This window comes from Zavarzinia sp., assembly GCF_041650655.1.
Classification (GTDB): Bacteria; Pseudomonadota; Alphaproteobacteria; order Zavarziniales; family Zavarziniaceae; genus Zavarzinia.
The window spans coordinates 1-19850 of the sequence record NZ_JBAZKR010000038.1; the positions used below are offsets into that span (position 1 = coordinate 1).

Here is a 19850-nt window from a genome sequence, read left to right on the forward strand (position 1 = left end):
TGCTACGCCGCCCCCGCCTCGCTTCAGCAGTCGATGCAGCGCATGGTGCCCGTGCTGGCCCTGCCCGGGCGGCTCTACGGCATCAAAGCCCTGCGCCGGCTGATCCGCGGCCTGGTCGACCTCGCCTTCAAGCTGCCGCCGCTCCGCCGTTTCGTCGGCTCGATCTTCGGCATCGTGGTGATCCTGGGCAAGCCGAGTTCGCGCGGCGCGATCCACCTCACCTCGGCCGACCCCGCGGTGCCGCCCCGGATCGATCCGGCCTATTACGCGACCGAGGAAGACCGCGCCGTGCTGCGCGCCGGCATCGCCCGCGCCCGCTCGATCGCCGCCAAACCGTCGCTAGCCGCCGCCGGTGTCCGCCCGCTCTCCGCCGGGGCCAAGCCGGTCTCGGAAAAGGCGCTGTGGAAATGGATCCATGGCGCCACCATGACGACCTTCCATTTCTGCGGTTCCTGCCGCATGGGCGACGACGCCGGCAGCCCGCTGGACGACCGGCTTCGGGTCAAGGGCCTCGCCAATGTCCGGGTCGCCGATGCTTCCGCCGTGCCGGAAATCCCGGTCTCAGCCCTCAATGCGCCGAGCATGATGATCGCCTGGCGTGCCGCCGACTTCATCCTGGCCGACCGGCAGGAAGAGACGTCTTTCGTCCCACAGCGCCGCGCCGTCGCAGGAGAACCGGCATGAATATCGTCCCCCTCCCCCAGGCCGCGGCGAACACCGGCCCGCGTTCTTCGGCGAGCGTGATCCATTGCATCAATCCGGCGACCGGCGAATCCCTCGGCGAAGTATCCGTGGCGAGCCCGGACGATGTCCGCGCCGTGGTCGAGCGCGCCCGGCAGGCGCAAGTGGCCTGGGGCCGGAGCAGTTTCGCCACCCGCCGCGCGGTGCTGAACCACCTGCTCGACGTCGTGCTCGAGCGGATGGACGAGATCTGCGCCGCGGTGGTCGAGGACAGCGGCAAGACCTTCGAGAACGCCCTGCTCGGCGAGGTCATGCCGGTCTGTAACAAGATCCGCTGGGTGATCAGGAACGGCGAGAAATTCCTCAAGCCGGAGCGCGTGCCGTCCGGCATCCTGCTGCACAAGAAGGGACGCATCGAGTATCGGCCGCTCGGCGTCGTCGCCTGCATCGTGCCTTGGAACTATCCGTTCCAGAACATCTTCGGCTCCTTCGTGGCGCCCTTGATGGCGGGCAATGCGGTGGTGATCAAGGCATCCGAGGCGGTCGCCTGGTCCACGATCTTCTTCCAGAAGATCATCGACGAGGCACTGGCCCGCGCCGGCCAGCCGGCCGACCTGGTGCAGATCGCCAACGGCTTCGGCGAGACCGGCGCCGCCCTGGTGCGCGCCCGGGTGCAGAAGATCCTCTTCATCGGCTCGGTCGGCAACGGCCGGCGTATCATCGAGGGCAGCGCCGAGCACCTGACCCCGGTGGTGATGGAACTGGGCGGCAAGGACCCGATGATCGTCTGCGAGGATGCCGACCTCGACCACGTGGTCCATTCGGCGCTGGGCGGCTGTTTCATCAACCTGGGCCAGAATTGCATCGCCTCCGAACGGCTGATCGTGCTCGACGGCATCTACGACCGCTTCGTCAAGGAATTCGGCGCCCGCGCTGCCGCCCTTCGCCAGGGCGTGCCGCAAGCGCCCGGCACGCTCGACGTCGGCGCGATCAACACGCGCCAGCAGATCCGCGTCATCGACGAACTGGTGAGCGATGCCCTCGCTCACGGCGCCCGCGCCCTGACCGGCGGCAAGCTGCCCGATGGTCCCGGCCATTTCTACCCGCCCACCGTGCTGGTCGACGTGACGCCGGAGATGCGCATCGCCCGGGAAGAGGTCTTCGGCCCGGTCGCCCTGATCATGCGGGCGAAGGACGACGCCGAGGCGATCGCGATCGCCAACGGCATCGACTTCGGCCTGCATTCCTCGGTCTTTTCCAAGGACCGCGCGCGGGCGGAACGGATCGCGGCCGCCCTCGACGCCGGGGCCACCTGCATCAATGATTTCGGCCTCTGCTACCTCAATCAGGACCTGCCCTTCGGCGGGGTCAAATATTCGGGCTTCGGGCGCATGAACGGGCGCGACGGGTTACGCGCCTATACCAACGCCAAGGCGGTACTGAGCGACCGCCTGCCCCGCTCGATCCCGCCCAAGCTCTATCCCGTGAAGCCGGGCGACTATGCCAAGGCGCGAAACACCATCCGTCTCCTGTTCGCCCGCGGCATCGGCGCCAAGTTGCGCGCCCTGTTCGCCCTGATGCGTTGACCGTTCCGAGAGGCATTCCCGATGGACACGACTTTCTTCATCGTCTGGGGCGTCACGCTGGGCGTGAACGGCCTGATCATGGCCGTCTTCAACTGGATGTCGAACAACCGGCGCTTCGACCAATACCGGATCCGCATTCCGAAGAGCCCGCAGATCCCGCCCCTGCGGAAGTGGATCAACGTCAGCCTGAACGGTCTGTTCTCGACCGTGCTGATGATCGGCTTCTTCTATTTCTTCGGCGAGAAGATGATCTACCGGGGCTTTCCCACCGTGGCCGGCTTCGTCGGTGAGACGCTGGGCGTCCTGCTGCTCTATGATTTCATGTATTACTTCCTGCACCGCTTCATGCACGCCAGGCTGGTGCTGAAATATGTCCACCGGACACACCACCTGATCCGCTTCCCGACCGCGCCGGAGAGCATCTATCTCCACCCGGCGGAGAATTTCGCCGGCCTGGCGCTCCTCCTCCTCGCCATGTGGGCCCTGGGGCCGGTGTCGCAGACGAGCTTCCTGATCGTCTTCTTCGTCTATTCGGTGATCAACGTGCTGGTGCACACGAACTTCGTTTTCCCGCACCCGGCCTTCCGTCTCTACAACTTCTGGACGACGAAGCACGACACCCATCACTTCCGCATGAACTACAACTACGCCTCGATCTTCCCCTTCTGGGACCAGGCCTTCGGCACCGACAAGTGAGACCGACAATGAAGAAGAAGATATTCGTCACGGGGGGACAGGGCTTCGTCGGACGGGCCCTGGTGGACCGCTTCGCCGACCTCGGCTACGAGGTGACCTGCGGCGACATGAACGACAAGCCGTTCAGGCCCGACGTCCGCTTCGTCAAGCTCGACATCCGCGACGCCGCGGCGGTCGATGCGGCGCTTGCCGGCATGGACAGCGTGATCCACAACGCCTCCCTCGTTCATACCAAGCACAACCGGGTGGAGGACGTCTGGGCCGTGAACCTGGGGGGAACGGAGAACATCCTCGCCGCCTGCGCCAAGAACCATGTGCCGCGCCTCGTCTATATCTCGTCGGCCAGCGCGGTCTACGAGGGCGGCGACATCGAGAACGGGGACGAGAGCCTGCCCTATTCCTCGATCTCCCAGGCCCCCTATGCCGACAGCAAGATCGCGGCCGAGAGGAAGGCGCTCGCCTTCAACGGCACCGGCGGCACGCTGACCTGCGCGATCCGCCCCCATGTCATCTTCGGCGCGGGCGACAACCGCTTCATCCCGGCGATCCTGGACAAGGCCAAGGCGGGCAAGCTCAACCGCGCCGTGGGCAACAGGGACAAGCTCTCCGACTTCACCTATATCTCGAACCTGGTCGATGCCGTGGTCGCGGCCGAGGAGCGGCTGGTGCCCGGCTCGCCCGTCGCGGCCCAAGCCTATTTCATCACCAATGGCGAGCCGATTGCCTTCTTCGACTTCATCGAGAAGCTGATCCTCGAACTCGGCTATCCGCCGATCCGGGGCAAGGTGCCCTACTGGCTCGCCTATGGCGTCGCCGCCGTGGCGGAGGCGATCGATACGCTGAAGGGCGGCACGCTGAATGCCGAGAACGGCCTGACCCGCTTTTCCGTCCGCTACATGGTCACGCACCATTATTTCAACATCGCCAAGGCGAAGCGCGACCTCGGCTGGACGCCCAAGGTCGACCTCGCCGAGGGGATCAGGCTCACCGTGCAGGAACTCGTGAAGCGGCAACCCTCGCTCAAGGTGGCGTGAGGGGGCCCCTGAATCCGTAGCATCGTCAAGGCCGGGCTCGTCCCACGGCTATACGGTTGAGCTGAAGATCACCGTGGCAGGCCAGAAAGCGGGCGGGATTTGCCCCCGCGCATCGACCGGAAAACAATCCTCTATCGTCATGGCCGTGCTTGACACGGCCATCCACGAGAACACCGAGCCGGGCGGAGAGGCGTGGATCGCCGGGTCGAGCCCGGGCATGACGACAGAGGGGCGACTTCCGGCCGCAAGGTCGTAGCCGGCCCGGCAGTTCGGAAAGGCCTCGGCACTGCTTCGTCAAATGCGAATGAGAAAAAGCCCGAGCGCGCCCTAGGCTTCTCTCCGGAACCAGTGAGAGAGGCCGAAATGTCGTCCCTGCGTATCGAACCGACCGTTGCCGATCCCGTCGCCGCCCTGAAGGCGACCGTCGAAAAGCCGTTCGAGGATGCACGGGCGATGCCGCCGGCGGTCTATACCTCGGCCGAGGTGCTGGCCGCCGAACAGGCGCGGATCTTCGCCCGGCAGTGGATCTGCCTCGGCCGGGCCAGCGCGCTGGCCAAGCCCGGCGACTATCTGACCGACGAGATCGCCGGCCAGCCGATCCTGGTGCTGCGCGACAAGGACGGCGAGATCCGCGGCATGTCCAACGTCTGCCTGCACCGGATGTCGACCCTCTTGGAGGGCCGGGGCAATGTCCGCACCATCGTCTGCCCCTATCACGCCTGGACCTATTCGCTCGACGGCTCGCTGCGCGGCGCGCCGATGATGGAAAGGCAGTCCGGCTTCTGCAAGGACGCCTACCGCCTGCCGCAGGTCCGCACCGAAGTCTGGGAAGGCTGGATCTATGCGACGCTGGACGCCGACCTGCCGCCGGTCGCCGAGCAGTTCGCCGACCTCACACCGATGATCGCCCGCTATGGCATGGCCGACTATGTCGAGACCTTCCGCGAGGAGCATGTCTGGAACACCAACTGGAAGATCCTGGCCGAGAATTTCATGGAGAGCTACCACCTCCCCATGCTGCATCGGGCGACCGTCGGGCCGCATTCCAAGCTCGAAGAAATGGAATGTCCGCCCGGCCTGCCGGCCTTCAACTACCATTGGATCACCAAGGAAGCCTCGCTGGCGATCGGCAACGCCCATCCCGACAATACCCGCCTCGAAGGCGACTGGCGGAAGACGACGGCGCTGCTCGCCCTCTATCCCTCCCATCTGATCACCCTGACGCCGGGCTATTTCTGGTATCTTGTGCTGCGCCCCGTGGGCGTCGACCGGGTGCACATCCTGTTCGGCGGCGGCCTGTCGCCCGAATTCGTCGCCGATCCGCGCGGCCCCGAATATATGGCGACGTTGAAGACCCTGCTGGACGAGGTGAACGCCGAGGACCGGCGCGGCGTCGAGGCCGTCTTCCGCGGCGTCAGTTCACCCCTCGCCCGGCCGGGGCATCTGAGCCATCTGGAGCGGCCGAATTACGACTTCGCCCGTTATCTCGCCGGCCGGCTCGGCTGAAATCCCAGGGAATCCGCCAGTTTCGGAAAAGCCGAACCAGGGCTGCGCAAAAGCATATTTTTTCAATTCCAGATCTCCGGGGACGATCGTTGCAGCGCGGCCGATGCCGCGGCGAGCGGCGGATGCAAGTGGTGGGTCAAGTGAAGCCATTCGTTACATTCACCGGCGTGGCCAAGACTTACGACGGGCGCCAGAACGTGGTGCAGAATCTCGACCTCGAGATCGGCCGCGGCGAATTCGTCTCCCTGCTCGGCCCGTCCGGCTCCGGCAAGACCACCACGCTGATGATGCTGGCCGGTTTCGAGACCCCGACCGAGGGCGAGATCGCGCTCGACGGCAAACGGCTCAACGACCTGCCGCCGCACAAGCGGAACATCGGCATGGTGTTCCAGAACTATGCCCTGTTCCCCCATCTGACCATCGCCGAGAATGTCGCCTTCCCCCTCTCCGTCCGCGGCGTGCCCAAGGCGGAGCAGAAGACCCGCGTCGCCCGCGCCCTCGCCATGGTCGAGCTGCCGCAGGTCGCGAACCGGCGGCCCGGCCAGCTCTCCGGCGGGCAGCAGCAGCGGGTGGCGCTGGCCCGGGCGCTGGTCTTCGAGCCCTCGCTCGTCCTGATGGACGAACCGCTCGGCGCGCTCGACAAGCGGCTCCGCGAGACCATGCAATATGAGATCAAGCGCCTGCACCACGAGCTCGGCCTCACGGTCGTCTATGTGACGCACGACCAGGGCGAGGCGCTGACCATGTCGGACCGGGTCGCGGTGTTCTTCGACGGCCGCATCCAGCAGATCGCGGCGCCCGACGTGCTCTACGAAGATCCGCAGAACGCCTTCGTCGCCAATTTCATCGGCGAGAACAATGGGATCGCCGGCACCGTCCGCCATGTCTCCGACGATTGGGCGGTGATGGAGGTGGGCGGCGTCGCGATCAGCGGCAAGACCGGCCGTGACCTCGCCCCCGGCGCGCCGGCCGTGCTGGCGCTCCGGCCCGAGCGGGCCTTCCTGCTGCCGCCCCCGGGGGCGGAGCTCAATCGCCTGCCCGGCACGGTCGCCGACGTCACCTATTGCGGCGACCACCGCCGCCTGCTCGTCCGCCTCGCCGCGGGCGGTGATTTCGTCCTCAAGGCCCCCAATACCGACGGCCATGTCCTGCCCCCGGCAGGCACCGCCGTCGAGGTCGGCTGGCGGCCGGCCGATTGCAAGATCCTCACGCCGCCGCCGGTGGCGTGAGGCGCGTTTCGTTATCCATCGAGTTCCACGACGGGAGAGAGTGACCATGACGATCGAGCGGTTCACGGGCAAAGTGGCGGGAGCGGCGCTGGTCGCCGGTCTCTGCCTGGCAGGCACGGCGCGGGCGGCCGAGACGATCTCGGTCGTCACCTTCGGCGGCGCCTATGAGGCAGCCGCCACCAAGGCCTATTTCGAGCCCTTCACCAAGGAGACCGGCGTCGGCTTCGCCAAGGAAGCCTATGACGGCGGCCTGGCCAAGCTCTCGGCCATGGTCGAGGCGAAGAACACCACCTGGGACCTGATCGATCTCGAATCGAACGACGCCATCACCGGCTGCGACGAGGGGCTCCTGCAGAAGCTCGACCTCTCGGCCCTGGGCGATACCAGCGACTTCATCCCGGGCTCGATCACGCCCTGCGCGATCGCCACCATGGTGTGGTCGACCGTCTTCGCCTATGACTCGACCAAGCTGGCGACGGCGCCGAAGTCGATCGCCGACTTCTTCGACACCAAGACCTTCCCGGGCAAGCGCGGCCTGCGCAAGAGCCCGAAGGCGACCCTCGAATGGGCCCTGCTGGCCGATGGCGTGCCGGCCGCCGAGGTCTACAAGGTGCTGGGTACGCCGGAAGGCGTCGACCGCGCCTTCAAGAAGCTCGACACCATCAAGAAGGACATCGTCTGGTGGGAAGCCGGCGCCCAGGCGCCCCAGCTCCTGGCCGACGGCGCCGTCGTCATGACCCAGGCCTACAACGGCCGCATCTCCAACGCGGTCAAGGAACAGGGCAAGCCCTTCGTCACCGTCTGGGACGGCCAGGTCTACGACTTCGAATGGTGGGGTGTTCCGACCGGCGCCAAGAACGGCGACGCCGCGAAGAAATTCATCGCCTTCCAGGCCAAGCCGGAAATCCTGTCGCAGCTCGCGAAATACATCGCCTATGCCCCGCCGCGGACGAAGGCGGTCGATCTGATCGACGCCGAGACGCTGAAGGGCATGCCCACGGCGCCGGCCAACTTCGGCAATGCGGTGCAGATCGACGTGCCGTTCTGGACCGACAATTTCGACGCCCTGAACAAGCGCTTCACCGCCTGGCTGGCGCAGTGAACCGCGGCCGGCCCGGACGAACATGACAGTCGCGACTGACAGAGACGACCGGGCCGGCGCCTTTCGCCGGGCCCGCCGGCGCGATGCCCGGCGGGCCTTCGCCCTCGCCTTGCCCCTGCTCGCCTTCCTGCTGGTCACCTTCATCGCACCGATCGCGCTGTTGCTGACCCGGGGCGTGCAGAATCCCGAACTCGGCCAGGCCATGCCCGGCCTCGCCGCCGCCCTGAAGAGCTGGGACGGCACCGGCCTGCCGGATGAGCGGATCGCCGCCGCCCTCGCCGCCGAGCTGCCGAAAGCCCAGGCCGAAGGCACGCTCGGCACGCTGGCCCGCCGGCTCAATTTCGACCTGCCCGAATTCCGCAGCCTGCTCCTGAAGACCGCGCGCCGCCTGCCCGCGACGTCCGACAATTGGATGGCGGCCCTCGCCGCGATGGACGAGCGCTGGTCGAAGCCCGAAGTCTGGCACGTGCTGCGCCGGGCTGCGATCGACCCGACGCCGGACTATCTGCTGGCCGGGCTCGACGCCAAGGTGGGCCCCGAAGGGGGCGTGGTCTCCGCCCCGGCGGGCGAGGCAGTCTATGTCGACGCCTTCGCGCGCACCTTCTGGATCAGCGCGGTGGTGACCCTGCTCTGCCTCCTGCTCGGCTATCCGGTCGCCTGGCTGCTGGCCAATCTGCCGCCCAAGCCGGCGGGACGGCTGATGATCCTGGTCATCGTGCCGTTCTGGACCTCGCTCCTGGTCCGTACCACCGCCTGGTACGTGCTGTTGCAGCCGGGCGGCGTCGTCAACAGCCTGCTCCTCTCCCTCGGCATCGTCAGCGAACCATTGGCCCTGGTGTTCAACCGGACCGGCGTGCTGATCGGCATGACCCATATCCTGCTGCCCTTCATGATCCTGGCGATCTATTCGGTGATGAAGGGGATTTCGCCGGTCTATATGCGTGCCGCCCTGTCCCTGGGCGCCCATCCGGCCGTCGCCTTCCTGCGCATCTACCTGCCGCAGACGCTGCCCGGCGTCGGTGCCGGCTGCTTCCTCGTCTTCGTGCTGGCCATCGGCTACTACATCACCCCCGCCCTGCTCGGCGGCGCCGGCGACGAGATGATCAGCCAATTGATCGCGATCCAGACCAACCAGCAGCTCAACTGGGGCCTGGCCGGCGCGCTCTCCGCCTATCTCGTGCTCTTCACCCTGGTCTTCTATTTCATCTTCAACCGCCTGGTCGGGGTCGACCGGCTGCGCTTCGGTTGACGCCATGGCAACGCATAACGTCACGACGACCGAGAAGCTGGCGGCGCGCGGCACGCGCTGGGTCGCCACCCTGGTGGTCGTCTTCCTGATGGCGCCGATCCTGGTGATCGTGCCGCTGTCCTTCAATTCGGGCAGCTATTTCTCCTACCCGCTCGAAGGCTTTTCGCTGCGCTGGTACGAGGCGGTGTTCACCGCCCCCGACTGGCGCCACGCCTTCGCCAACAGCCTGATCATCGGCACCGCCTCGACCCTGTTGGCGACCGCCCTCGGCACGCTCGCCGCCCTCGGCCTGGCACGATCGGAATTCCCCTTCCGCTCGGTCGTGATGCCCTTGCTGATCTCGCCCATGATCATCCCGATCGTGGTGGTCGCGGTCGGTCTCTATCTCGTCTTCGCGCCCCTCGGCCTGATCGACAATTACCTGGGCGTGATCCTGGCCCATACGGCGCTGGGCACGCCTTTCGTGGTGATCACGGTGACCGCCACCCTGCTCTCCTTCGATCGCAGCCTGACCAGGGCGGCGGCCAGCCTGGGGGCCAATCCCTGGACCGTGTTCCGCCGCATCACCCTGCCCCTGATCACGCCCGGCGTCGCCACCGGGGCGATCTTCGCCTTCGCCACCTCCTTCGACGAGGTGATCGTGATCCTGTTCATCGGCGGCACCGACCAGCGCACCGTGCCGCGCCAGATGTGGACCGGCATCCGCGACCGCATCGATCCCTCGATCCTGGCGGTCGCAACCTTGCTGATCCTCTTCGCGATCGCGCTTTTCCTCACGCTGAACCGGCTCCGCGCGGGGGCCGAACGGACCCCCTCATGACCGCCATCCTGGACCATCTGAACGCCTTCGCGGCTGGCAAGATCGCGCGCAGCCACGCCATGCCGGGCGCCTTCTACACCGATCCGGCCCTGCTGGAGATCGAGAAGGAGAAAGTCTTCCGGCGCGAATGGATCTGCATCGGCCATGCCGACGAGGTGAAGACGCCCGGCGACTATTTCACCACCGACCTGGTGGGCGAGCCGCTGCTGGTCACGCGCAATGCCGCGGGCGAGGTCAACGTGCTCTCCAACGTCTGCCGCCACCGCGGCAATATCGTGGCCGAGGGGCGCGGCAAGCGGAACCTCCATGTCTGCGCCTATCACGCCTGGAGTTACGACCGCGACGGCCGCCTGGTGCGCGCGCCCCTGATGGAACAGGTGGCGGATTTCGATGCCGCCGCCTGCAGCCTGCCCAGGATCCGCAGCACCGTCTGGCAGAAGTTCATCTTCGTCAATCTGGACGGCTCGGCCTCTCCCCTCGAAGGGCGGCTGGCGGCGCTGGAGCCCCAGGTCCGCAACTATCACAACGAGGAGCGCCACCTCTATTTCGAGCGCGAGGAAGTCTGGGCCACCAATTGGAAGTGCCTGGCCGAGAATTTCATGGAGGGCTATCACCTCGACGCCACCCATCCGCAGACCCTGAAGCCGGTGACGCCGACCGGGCTTTGCGAGCGGGTGCCGGGCAACGGTTTCTTTTCGGCCTACAAGGCGCATTACACGCCGGAATCCGAACAGCGCCGGCCCTTCCATCCGGACCTGACGCCGGCCGAACAGCGCTACAGCTTCCTGTTCAGCGTCTTCCCCGCCTTCGTCGTCACCTATATGCCGCATCTGACGGTCTATCTGTGCCTGCGGCCGGTCGACACCGATCACGTCGCCATCCGCTGGGGCATCGCCGGCCATGCCGAGACGATCCCGGCCGAGGCCCTGGCCGCCCATGTGAAATTCGCCGACGACTTCAACGCCGAAGACCGGGTGAAGCTCGAAACCCTGCAGCGCGGCCTGAAGTCCCGCTTCTACCGCCCGGGGCCGCTCGCCGCCGACGACCTCGAAGGCACCATCCGCGATTTCTACGATTACATGGCCCGCCTGCTGACGGCCTGAGGAGAGTGCGATGCTGAGCCCGGAAACCGTCGAACGCTACGAGGCCGATGGCGCCGTCATCCTGCGCGGGTTGTTCAAGGATTGGATCGAGCCGCTGCGCGCCGGTGTCGAACGCAATCTGGCCGAACCCGGCCCCCTGCACCGCGACTATACCAAGGGCGGCGGCCGCTTCTTCGGTGACTACTGCAACTGGCCGCGCATTCCCGAATATCGCGCCTTCGTCGAGCAGGGGCCGGCCGCCGCCATCGCCCGCGACCTGATGAAGTCGAGCGTGGCGCGGATCTTCCACGAGCATCTGCTGGTCAAGGAACCGGGCGCCGACGTGCCCACCCCCTGGCACCATGACGAACCCTATTACTGCGTCGAGGGTCCGAAGACGGTGAGCTTCTGGCTCCCGCTCGACCCGGTGCCGCGCGACATCTGCCTGGAACTGGTCGCCGGCAGCCACAAATGGGGCAAGCTGTTCCGGCCGCGCCGCTTCAACGGCGTCGCCTACGACCACAAGTCCGACCGGCTCGAAGAAATGCCGGATATTTCCGGCAACCGGGCGGATTACACCATCCTCGGCTGGGATCTCGAGCCGGGCGACTGCATCGCCTTCAACTTCATGACCGTGCATGGCGCGCCGGGCAATCTCTCGGCCGGGCGGCGGCGGGCTTTTTCCAGCCGCTGGTTCGGCGACGACACGGTCTATGCCGATCGCGGCGGCGAAACCTCGCCGCCCTATCCCGAACTGGCGGGGAAGCTGAAGGCGGGCGACGCGCTGCCCGTCGATCTCTTCCCGGTGATCGCCTGACGCTTCCGCTTTCCTGAAGCCGAAGCTCCGAAACCGATATTTTCCATCATCGACTGCCAGGCCCAGGATGGAAGCCTGAACACAGTCGGAAACGAGAGGCGAGACGATGATCCGTACCGGCGCAGAATACAGGGACTCGATCCGCGACGGGCGCGAGGTGCACATCAACGGCGAGCGGGTGAAGGACGTCACCACGCATCCGATGTTCAAGCCGCTGGTCGACATCCGTGCCCGCATCTACGACCTGCAGCACGATGCCGAGAAGGCGCATATCATGACCTATCGCGAAGGCGACGAGGTCAGCGCGATCGGCAACAAGCTGCCCCTCGTGCAGAGTGATTGGTGGGACAAGCGGCGTGCCACCGATACCGTGCTCGAAGAAATCGGCGGCGTGGTCACCCGCGTCGGCGACGAGACGGTGGGCGAGATGTGGTCGCTGTTCGACGGCCAGGACGTGCTGAACGAGGTCGACCCGCAGTTCTCGGTCAACATCCGCAACCACATCCACAAGGTCGTGCATCACGACCCGTTCCATGTCTCGGCCAATACCGATCCCAAGGGCGACCGTTCCAAGCCGCCGCAGGACCAGGACCCGGACATGCTGCTCCATGTCGTCAAGGAGACGGATGCCGGCATCGTGGTGCGCGGCGCCAAGTTCGAGACCGCGGCGGCTTACGCGAACCAGGCCTTCACCAAGCCGACCATCGCCAATTGGGGCAATGCCGCCTATTCGGATTATGCCGTCGGCTTCGTCTGCGACCTCGGCTCGCCCGGGCTCAAATACATCTGCCGCACCGGTTTCGCCGGCCGGGCACCGGCCGAGGATTACCCCCTGTCGAACCGTTTCGACGAGGTCGACACCCTGGTGATCTTCGACAATGTCCTGATCCCCTGGGAGAACGTGCTGTTCTACCGCCACACCAAGGCGGCCATGTTCATCCGGGCGACCCTGCACCGCTATTCGGCCTTCGCCTTCGTCCAGCGCAACCTGAAGCTGGCCGACCTGATGATCGGCGCCGCCCTGTTCAACGCCCGCCAGACCGGCCTCGACAAGCAGCAGGCGGTGCAGGAGAAGCTGGCTCAGCTCGCGGTCTACCGCGAGGGCATCAATGCCCATCTGACCGCGGCCATCGCATTGGCCGAGCGGAGCCCGGGCGGCCTTCTGATGCCGAACCAGTCCCTGCTCTATACCGGCCGGGTGCTGGCCTGTTCGCAGCTTCACGAGATGATGCATATCGCCCGCGAACTGTGCGGCGGCCAGATCTGCATCACGCCGGATGCCGCCGCCTTCCGCGATCCGGAATCCGGCCCGTGGCTAGAGAAATACTACACGATCAACGAGGACTGGGTGGCCGAGGACCGGCGCAAGCTCCTGGCCTTCGCCCGCGACCTGCTGAATTCGGACTATGCCGGCCACCGGCTGACCTTCCAGCTCTTCGCGCAGAGCCCGCCCTTCGCCCATCTGGCCGCGGTCTACCGCAATTTCGACTGGGACGGCCCCCTGGACCTCGTCCGCAAGTCGGCCGGCCTTTCGGACAAGGTGCTGGGCCAGACCACCCGCACGCCGGGCGATTCCGCGGTCAGCCAGTGGTTCAACACCGATCCCGCCGCGGTCGGCAAGAAGGCGGCCGAGTGATGGACGGCTGCCGCAGCGCCTTCCTCGACGGAATGAGCCGGGCCGCCTGCACCGTCTCGGTGGTGACCACCGACGGGGCGGCGGGCCGCGCCGGGGTCACGGTTTCGGCCATGGCCTCGGTCTCGGCCGATGCGCCGGGGCCTTGCCTCCTGGTCTGCATCCATGAGAAGAGCCCCGCCGCCGCCGCGATCGCGGCCAACGGCGTCTTCTGTGTCAACGTGTTGGGGGCCGGCCAGGCCCATGTCTCCGACACCTTCGCCGGCCGCATCAAGACCGCCGACGGCGACAAATTCGCCCCCTTCGACTGGGGCACCATCGAGACCGGGGCGCCTGCGCTGGACGACGCGATCACCGTCTTCGACTGCCGGGTGAAGCAGGTGGTCGAGATGGGCACCCACAAGGTCGTCTTCGGCGATGTCGTCGCCGTCCGCAACGGCACGACGGAACTGCCCCTGATCCATGTGAACCGGCATTATGGCGCCCCGGCGCCGCTGAACCCCTGAGCGAGACCATGTTCCACAAGCGCATCCGCACCTTCAACACGGCCAAAACCTATCCCGAGCAGAAGCTGGACAACGACCTTTGCCAGGTCGTGGTCGCCAAGGGCACCATGGTCTTCGTGCGCGGCCAGATCGGCCAGGACCTGGACACCTCGGCCAATGTCGGCGTCGGCGATGTCGAGGCCCAGGCCGAACAGGCCATGGCCAACATCAAGATGCTGCTCGACGAGGCCGGCTCCGAACTCGGCCATATCTGCAAGATCGTGATCTATCTGGTCGATCCCCGTTACCGCGAGACGGTCTATCGCGTGGTCGGCAAATGGCTGAAGGGCGTCTTCCCGGTTTCGACCGGCGTCGTCATCTCCGCCCTCGCCCGGCCGGAATGGCTGGTCGAGATCGACGTCACCGCCGTCATCCCGGAGTGAACCGCCCATGACCTTCTCGATCGCCGCCCGCTGTGCCGAGACCGGCATGTTCGGCATCGCCATCGCCTCGTCCTCACCCGCCGTCGCCTCGCGCTGCGCCTGGGTGCGGGCCGGCGTCGGCGCGGTGGCGACCCAGAATGTCACCGACCCGACCCTGGGGAACCGCGGCCTCGACCTGATCGCGCTGGGCGCAAGCGCCGCCGACGCGCTGAAGGTGATCGTCGAGACCGCCCCCTTCGTCGAATACCGCCAGCTCGCCCTGATCGACACGGCGGGGCGGACGGCGGTCTATTCCGGCGTCCGGGCGCTCGGCACCTTCGCCACGGCGGAGGGGCGTGACTGCGTCGCCGCCGGCAACATGCTGGCGACCGAGAAAGTGCCTGCCGCCATGGTCGCCGCCTTCGAGGGGGCCAAGGGCCCTCTGGCGGAGCGCCTGCTGGCCGCCATGGATGCCGCGCTCAGCCTCGGCGGCGAGGCCGGGCCGATCCATTCCGCCGGGCTCGAAGTGGTCGACAAGGCGAGCTGGCCTATCGTCGATCTCCGCATCGACTGGGCGGAGGAAGCCCCCCTCGCCCTGCTGAAGCGGGCCTGGGAGGTCTATGCGCCGCAGATCCCCGCCTATGTCACCCGCGCGCTCGACCCAAGGGACGCGCCCAGCTATGGTGTCCCCGGCGATCTCTGACGACGGGCCTCGATGCGTTTCACCCTGCGGCATCTCGAATATTTCGTCGCGGCCGGTGAAACCGGCAGCGTGACCCTGGCGTCGGAACGCATCAATATTTCGCAGCCGTCGATCTCGACCGCAATTTCGCACCTCGAAACCGAGTTGGGCGTGCAGCTCTTCGTGCGCCACCATGCCCAGGGCCTGTCGCTGACGCCGGCCGGCCACCGCCTGCTGCGCGAGGCGAAGAGCCTGCTCGACCAGGCGCACAATCTCTATACCGTGGCCTCCGAGACGACGACCGAGGTGCGGGGCGAGCTGACCGTCGGCTGCATGCTGACGCTGGCGCCGATGATCATCCCGGAACTCTGCCATTCCTTCATGGCCTCCTTCCCGCGCGCCATGCTGCGTCAGCAGGAAGGCAACCAGGAGGAACTGATCGACGGCTTGCGCCGGGCCAAGCTCGACGTCGCCCTGCTCTATGATCTCCAACTGCCCAAGGACATCGTGCTCGAAGGCCTGGTCGACCTGCCGCCCTATGTCTTGGTCAGCGAAATCCACCCGATGGCGACGCGGACCACGGTGAGCCTGAAGGAACTGTCGGACGAGCCCTTGATCCTGCTCGACCTGCCGCTCAGCCGCGAATATTTCCTCGCCATGTTCGAGCGCGACGGGCTGCAACCCCGGATCGCCGCGCGCTCCGCCTATCCTGACGTGATCCGCACCATGGTCGCCAACGGCTATGGCTATACGCTGGTCAATGTGCGGCCGCGCTCCGACTTGGCGCTGGACGGGCGGCGGCTGGTGCGGCTTCGCCTGGCGGGCGGCCACCGGCCCATGAAGATCGGCATCGCGACCCTGGACGGGGTCCAGAAATCCCGCCTGCTCCAGGCCTTCGAGACCCATTGCCGGACCTATATCTCCGACGGCTACATCCCCGGCATGGTCCCGCCGCGGCTCGACGCCAGGATCGGCGAGGAAGTCGGCTGAGGCGGCGGCCGTCAGGTCCGACCGGAATGCGATTTGAATATGAGTAATTGATCATATTATCCTCGGGCAAAGGGGAGGAAAGCCGATGCCCGAGGCCGCGACGATACCGAAACGCCACGCCGGGCCGACCCCGGTGGCACGCCGTGCCGTGGCGCGGCTGAAGCTGCTGATCCGCGGCAATCCGGAACCCAGCGTCGAAGACTGGCGCGAACTCGGCCAAGCGCTGACCCGCGGCGACCCGGCGGCCGACGCCCTGGTCGCCTGGATGGCGGACTATGGCCCGGTCCCAGCCCGCGCCCTGTTCGAGCGGGCGCTGGCCGAAGGGATCGACGCCCTGCCCGACGCGCCTGTGCCCTTACGCGATTTCTTCCGCACGGCGGAAGCCGATCCGCCCTGGCTCGACCGCGCCCTGCTCGAGCGCGGCGCCGAGGCCTGCCGCCTGTGCGGCAACGTCGGCTCGCAAGTGTTGCGCGACGGCGCCCTGATGGGCGGCTATCAGGCGGCCGGGCTCAATCGCGTGCTGATGCTGACCGGCGCCTTGGAGAAGGGCGCCGGCAAGAGGATCGCCGAAACCAGCCAATGGTGGATGGATTGCACGGCACCCGGCGGCATGGCCTGTTTCGGCACGGGCTGGCGCCAGTCGCTGCGCGTCCGCCTGGTCCATACGCTGGTACGCCGCCATGTCGCCGCCCTGCCCGGGTGGGACCCGGCGCAGGATGGCACGCCGATCAACCAGATGGACATGGCGGCGACCCAGCTCGCCTTTTCCGCTCTGTTCCTGGTCGGCGCACGCGCCCTCGGCATCCTGCTTTCGGCCGCGGACGGGCGGGCGGTGATGCACCTGATGCGTTACGCCGGCTGGCTGATGGGGATCGAGGAGCGTTTCCTGCCGGACTCCGAGCAGGAGGGTCGCCGCCTGCTCTACCAGATGGGCCTGTCGCTGACCGCGCCGGACGATTCCGGCCCCCGCCTTGCCCGTGCCCTGGCGGACGAGCCGCTGGGCCGCCCCTACCCCCGCTTCCGGGCGCTCCGCCGCTTCTACGAACGTGAGCGCAACCTGTCGATCAACCGATTCTTCGTGGGCGGCCAAGGCATGAGTATCCTCGGCCTGCCCTGGCGGCCGCTGCCCTGGTATCCTGTGCTGGCGCTGCCGGTGAACACGCTGCGTTTCCTGGCGGGGACGCGAAACGCCGCCGCACGGCAGCGTTTCGCGGCGGCCGGCAGGCTCGCCCAGGAAGCCTGGGTCGCCTCCCTGGTGGGGGCCATGACACATGAGATCGGCGGCGCCGTCCGCCACATCACGGAGGCGGCGCCCTGACCTCGGCGCCGAACCGAAAAGGCGGCGAAACACAGCGTTTCCGTGCGGCGCCGAATAGGTAAATACCCCTAGTCCATATAGGTGATGATGCCTGTTGCGGGGGCTCTTACCTTCGCCTCAAGTAGATGACGGCCCCGGAGACGGGCCCATCCACGGTCTGTGGGAGGACGACATGGCTGCAGTCGAAAATGACGTCAGGATCATCAAGGCGGACCGCCCGCCCCAGCGCTTCGCCCGCGGTTGGCACTGTCTGGGCCTCGCCGACAGCTTCCGGGACGGCAAGGCCCATGCCTTCGACGCCTTCGGTACCCGGCTCGCCATCTTCGCGGACTCGACCGGCAAGCTCCATGTCGTCGACGGCTACTGCCCGCATATGGGCGCCAGCCTGGCCGACGGCGAGGTCAAGGGCGACAACCTGGCCTGCCCCTTCCACGGCTGGCAATGGGGCGGTGACGGCAAGTGCAAGGCGATCCCCTATGCGACCCGCGTGCCGCCGCGCGCCCGGGTGAAATCCTGGCCGACGATGGAAGAGAACAAGCAACTCTTCGTCTGGCACGACGTCGAGGGCAGCCTGCCCGATCCGGCGGTGAAGATCCCCCGCATCGAAGAACTCTTCACCGGCGAATATTCAGAATGGATCTGGGAAACGGTGACGATCAACACGAATTGCCGTGAATTGATCGACAATGTCGCCGACGTCGCCCATTTTTATTACGTGCACGGCGCCCGCGCGACCTACTTCAAGAACACGTTCGAGAAGCATGTCGCCCGCCAGGAAATGCGCGGCAAGCCGCGCGCCGACCAGCAGGTGGCCGGCGCCACCGAATTCGGCGGTTCGGCCGTGACGATCGAAGAACTCTATTCGGTCGCCACCTATTACGGCCCGGCCTACATGATCGATCAGCTCTCCTCGACCGTGAACGGCATGAAGGTCGAAGCCTATCTGATCAACTGCCACGTACCGATCGATCACGACAGCTTCATCCTGCACGTCGGCCTGGCGGTCAAGAAGCTGCCCTTCCTCGACGACGAGATGAACGCCCAGATCGCCCAGATGTATGCCAAGGGCAATCGCGACGGCTTCTTCCAGGACGTCGCCGTGTGGAAGACCAAGTGCCGCATCGACAATCCCCTGCTGTGCGAGGTGGACGGCCCGATCTACCAGCTGCGCCGCTGGTACGAACAGTTCTATGTCGATGTCGCCGACATCGCGCCGGACATGGTCGACAAGTTCGAGGTCGAGGTCGACCTCGCCAAGTCGAACCAGCTCTGGGACGTCGAAGAGGCGGCCAATGCGGCCGCCCAGGCGGCGGAATGATCTCTCTTCGGTAGTTGTACGCGTCGCTTTTCTCTCACTGGCTCCCTGACTACGCCGCCCCTCACCGGGCGGCGTCTTTTTTGGCCGGCAGCGAGAGGCCAGCCCCGCTCAGTCGACCATGTCCTGCCAGTCCTCGGGCAGGGGCTGTTCCGGACGCTGGTGGGTCTTCTGGAAGCGCTGGGTCAGGAAGTTCAGCAGGAGCTGGACCTTGAGCGAGAGATTCTGCTTGTGACCATAGACGACCCAGACGTCGCGGTCGTAAAAGGTCCAGGGCTCTTCGAGGGCGATGAGCTGGCCGGTACGCAATTCCTTGCGGACGAAGATGACGGGCAGTTGGGCGAGGCCGAGGCCGCAGCGCGCGGCGGCCAGGATCCCCGAGCCGTCGTCGCATTTCCAGGTGCCGTTCACCTTCACCTTCATGGTGCCGCCGGTCGAATTGAACTGCCAATAGCCGGTCCGGTTGGTCAGGCAATTGTGTTCCTTCAGCTCGGCCAGATTGGTCGGCTTGCCGAATTTCCGGAAATAGGCCGGCGTCGCGCAGAGGCAGAAGGACTGGTGCCCGATCGGCCGGGCGTAGAGGCTCGAATCCTCCTGCTGGCCGTAGCGGATGGTGACGTCGATGGCGTCGCCCACGAGATCGCTGTCGGTCAGTGAGGTCACCACCTCGACCGTCAGACGGTCGTAGATCGAGGCGAATTCGGCGACCGCGGTGGCCATGAATTCGACACCGTAAGTATTGTTCAGGGCGATGCGTAAGAGCCCCGTGGGCTTTTCCTGCATCTCGGAGACGAGGTTCTGCGCCCGCTCGAAGGCACCCACCATCTCGCGACACTGGCGATAGAAGACCTCGCCCTCGGGTGTCAGGGAGACCTGGCGGGTGGTGCGCTGCAATAGCCGCACGCCCAGCCGGTTCTCGAGATCGGTCACCTGTTTCGAGATGAAGGATTTCGACACGCCGAGGTTTTCGGCCGCGCGGGTGAAGGAGCCGATCTCCACCACCTGCACGAATTCGTGCACGCCGTCCCAAGGTGTCATATATCGTTGCCTCCCGCCCCGTGATAACAAGGACAGAACGTCCTTGCACCCCCCAAATGGACGGGCCCGCCAGACCGCCGCGGCATGCGGTTGACTCGCGCGCCGTGGCAGGCCAGACCTGCCGAAGTTGTACCGCGTCAGCGTCCACCCCCGATTTGCGTATAC

19 protein-coding genes are annotated in these 19850 nt (G+C 66.4%); 18 read left to right on the plus strand and 1 reads right to left on the minus strand.

Annotated features, from left to right (window positions below; translation table 11 throughout):
- The 18 genes from WC493_RS10580 to WC493_RS10665 all read left to right on the plus strand — a co-directional run.
- Positions 1-684, plus strand: a 684-nt coding sequence (locus WC493_RS10580) for a GMC oxidoreductase (protein WP_373065357.1), incomplete at its 5' end; no start/stop codon positions are given.
- Positions 681-2267, plus strand: coding sequence for an aldehyde dehydrogenase family protein (locus WC493_RS10585; protein ID WP_373065359.1), 1587 nt, complete (start codon positions 681-683; stop codon positions 2265-2267). The genes WC493_RS10580 and WC493_RS10585, both read left to right, overlap by 4 nt.
- Before the next feature lie 21 nt (positions 2268-2288).
- Entirely contained in the window at positions 2289-2963 is a 675-nt protein-coding gene (locus tag WC493_RS10590; RefSeq protein WP_373065361.1) for a sterol desaturase family protein, read from the plus strand.
- A gap of 8 nt (positions 2964-2971) precedes the next feature.
- Positions 2972-3997: an NAD-dependent epimerase/dehydratase family protein gene (locus WC493_RS10595; RefSeq protein ID WP_373065363.1), complete on the plus strand. Its 1026-nt coding sequence runs from the start codon at positions 2972-2974 to the stop codon at positions 3995-3997.
- 363 nt (positions 3998-4360) lie between these two features.
- Positions 4361-5503, plus strand: coding sequence for an aromatic ring-hydroxylating dioxygenase subunit alpha (locus WC493_RS10600; RefSeq protein ID WP_373065365.1), 1143 nt, complete (start codon positions 4361-4363; stop codon positions 5501-5503).
- A gap of 140 nt (positions 5504-5643) precedes the next feature.
- Positions 5644-6732, plus strand: coding sequence for an ABC transporter ATP-binding protein (locus WC493_RS10605; protein ID WP_373065367.1), 1089 nt, complete (start codon positions 5644-5646; stop codon positions 6730-6732).
- 46 nt (positions 6733-6778) lie between these two features.
- Positions 6779-7834, plus strand: coding sequence for an ABC transporter substrate-binding protein (locus WC493_RS10610; RefSeq protein WP_373065369.1), 1056 nt, complete (start codon positions 6779-6781; stop codon positions 7832-7834).
- A 22-nt stretch (positions 7835-7856) separates the two neighbouring features.
- Positions 7857-9083 (plus strand): ABC transporter permease, encoded by a 1227-nt coding sequence (locus tag WC493_RS10615; RefSeq protein ID WP_373065371.1) that lies wholly within the window; start codon positions 7857-7859, stop codon positions 9081-9083.
- A gap of 4 nt (positions 9084-9087) precedes the next feature.
- Complete coding sequence (locus WC493_RS10620) at positions 9088-9903, plus strand: ABC transporter permease (protein ID WP_373065373.1); 816 nt, start codon at positions 9088-9090, stop codon at positions 9901-9903.
- Positions 9900-11006, plus strand: a complete 1107-nt coding sequence (locus tag WC493_RS10625; RefSeq protein WP_373065375.1) for an aromatic ring-hydroxylating dioxygenase subunit alpha — start codon at positions 9900-9902, stop codon at positions 11004-11006. Before WC493_RS10620 ends, WC493_RS10625 begins: the two co-directional genes overlap by 4 nt.
- A gap of 10 nt (positions 11007-11016) precedes the next feature.
- A complete protein-coding gene (locus WC493_RS10630; protein WP_373065377.1) occupies positions 11017-11802 on the plus strand; it encodes a phytanoyl-CoA dioxygenase family protein in 786 nt (261 codons plus the stop codon).
- Positions 11803-11908: 106 nt separating this feature from the next.
- Complete coding sequence (locus WC493_RS10635) at positions 11909-13438, plus strand: 4-hydroxyphenylacetate 3-hydroxylase family protein (protein ID WP_373065379.1); 1530 nt, start codon at positions 11909-11911, stop codon at positions 13436-13438.
- The gene (locus tag WC493_RS10640) at positions 13438-13941 is read left to right on the plus strand and encodes a flavin reductase family protein (protein ID WP_373065381.1); all 504 of its coding nucleotides are present in this window, start codon (positions 13438-13440) and stop codon (positions 13939-13941) included. The genes WC493_RS10635 and WC493_RS10640 overlap by 1 nt, the downstream gene beginning before the upstream one ends.
- 8 nt (positions 13942-13949) lie before the next feature.
- A complete protein-coding gene (locus tag WC493_RS10645; RefSeq protein ID WP_373065383.1) occupies positions 13950-14363 on the plus strand; it encodes a RidA family protein in 414 nt (137 codons plus the stop codon).
- A 7-nt stretch (positions 14364-14370) separates the two neighbouring features.
- Entirely contained in the window at positions 14371-15045 is a 675-nt protein-coding gene (locus WC493_RS10650) for a DUF1028 domain-containing protein (protein ID WP_373065385.1), read from the plus strand.
- A 12-nt stretch (positions 15046-15057) separates the two neighbouring features.
- On the plus strand, positions 15058-16014 hold the full coding sequence (locus WC493_RS10655) for a LysR family transcriptional regulator (RefSeq protein ID WP_373065387.1): 957 nt from the start codon (positions 15058-15060) through the stop codon (positions 16012-16014).
- Positions 16015-16099: 85 nt separating this feature from the next.
- Positions 16100-17332 (plus strand): oxygenase MpaB family protein, encoded by a 1233-nt coding sequence (locus tag WC493_RS10660; RefSeq protein WP_373065389.1) that lies wholly within the window; start codon positions 16100-16102, stop codon positions 17330-17332.
- 172 nt (positions 17333-17504) lie between these two features.
- Entirely contained in the window at positions 17505-18650 is a 1146-nt protein-coding gene (locus WC493_RS10665; protein WP_373065391.1) for a Rieske 2Fe-2S domain-containing protein, read from the plus strand.
- Between the two features lie 108 nt (positions 18651-18758).
- On the opposite strand, the gene WC493_RS10670 is transcribed toward WC493_RS10665, so the two are convergent.
- Positions 18759-19685 carry a LysR family transcriptional regulator gene (locus tag WC493_RS10670; RefSeq protein WP_373065393.1) on the minus strand — a complete coding sequence of 309 codons (927 nt, stop codon included), beginning with the start codon at positions 19683-19685 and terminating at the stop codon, positions 18759-18761.
- Between the last annotated feature and the right edge of the window lie 165 nt (positions 19686-19850).